This is a genomic window from Ferdinandcohnia sp. SAFN-114 (assembly GCF_059415045.1).
On the sequence record NZ_JBPFDQ010000183.1, the window covers coordinates 1 to 1792 of the forward strand.

General features: G+C 41.1%; 1 protein-coding gene. It reads left to right on the forward strand.

Annotated elements, in window-relative coordinates; translation table 11 throughout:
- Positions 1 to 451 precede the first annotated feature (451 nt).
- Complete coding sequence (ltrA, locus tag ACR65M_RS26760) at positions 452 to 1714, forward strand: group II intron reverse transcriptase/maturase (protein WP_341333456.1); 1263 nt, start codon at positions 452 to 454, stop codon at positions 1712 to 1714.
- Positions 1715 to 1792 lie beyond the last annotated feature (78 nt).

Below are 1792 nucleotides of genomic sequence, written 5' to 3' on the forward strand. Positions count from 1 at the left end.
AAAGGCAAGGGTGTCCGTGGCGACGCGGAATCTGAAGGAAGCCCAAGGCAAATCCTCGGTCTGAGGTACACGAATCACATTTGAGGTTTACGTTTCAGGACGAGTTTGCAAAACAAAACAAAGTCCAAAATATCCCCAGATGAACCGTAAATAAATGTGGCAGATATATGAGGAGAAAGTGAATGAACTTACCCTGGGAGGTCTCTTGGTATCCTGGAAAGGAACCCACTTAGTGATAAGTAGCTGAATCAAGAGAAGTCAGCTGATGTCATAGTATCAACCTTGCGGTTGAGAAGGACGGAACGAAAGGAGTGGCCATGTTAGACTACTTTACAAAGGAACGAAGACACAGCCAATCGTAAGACTACATTAGAGCTAGAAGGGCGGAAACCGACGAACTCTATTGTAGAGTGGAGTTCTCTTTGTGCAAAGTCAAGAACATGGGAACGATATGGAATATAATAACGAATTAATTGAGAGAATCATAAGCCGAGAGAACATGAATCGAGCCTTTCAGAAGGTAAAGAGAAACAAAGGAGCAGCAGGAGTCGATGAGAAAGATATAGAAGCTACTCGCCTTTATTTGAAAGAACACGGACAAGAAATCATTCGACTTATACGGGATGGGCAATACAAACCTCGAGCAGTTAGAAGGGTAGAAATCCCAAAACCTAACGGTGGTAAGCGTAATTTAGGAATCCCTACAGTAACCGATCGAGTTATCCAGCAAGGAATTATTCAGGTGCTGACCCCAATTTTCGAGAAACAATTTAGCCCTCATAGCTATGGATTTAGGCCTAATAAGAGTGCTCATCAGGCTATTGAGCAAGCTAGATTATACATCGAAGATGGGTACCAATATGTTGTAGATATGGACCTAGAAAAATTCTTTGATAAAGTACAACACGATAAATTAATGTCTATCGTAGCTAAGACCATTACTGATAAACCGACATTAAAACTTATACGTCGGTACTTACAAGCAGGAGTCTTGGAACATGGTGTTGTGTCTGTAAATAAAGAAGGTACTCCACAAGGAGGACCACTTAGTCCACTACTTAGCAATGTCATCTTAAATGAGTTGGATAAAGAACTTGAAAAACGAGGGCATAAATTTGTCCGTTACGCCGATGACTGCAACATATACGTGAAGAGTCAAAAAGCTGGTGAACGAGTTAAAAGCGGAATAACCGACTTCATAGAAAAGAAGCTAAAACTCAAGGTGAATGAAGAGAAAAGTGCGGTGGGAAAGCCCTTAGCACGTATATTCTTAGGGATGAGTTTCTACCGAAGTAAGGGAAAAGTCAGGGTGTACGTGCCAAAGAAATCTAAACAAAGGTTTGAAGGTAAGCTAAAGAAACTTACAAACCGCAATTGGGGAGTAAGTATGGAGTATCGCATTCAAAAGATAAACCGACTAATTCAAGGGTGGGGAAACTATTTCAAAATCGCTGATATAAAGAGATATACATATCTATTAGACGCACATATCAGAAGAAGATTGAGAGCCTGCCGATGGAAAGAATGGAAGAAAACGAGAACCAAATACCGAAACCTAAAGAAATTAGGCATCTACTCAAGAACTGCTTGGAAATGTGCAAACTCCCGAAAGGGATATTGGAGAACGTCTAATAATCCTGTCTTGGATTCAGCTATGAATAAAGAATACTGGTTGAAACAAGGACTGAAACAATTGAATCAAATTATTACATAAACTTTCGAACCGCCGTATACCGAACGGTACGTACGGTGGTGTGAGAGGTCGGCGCGGTAACGCGCCTCCTACTCGATT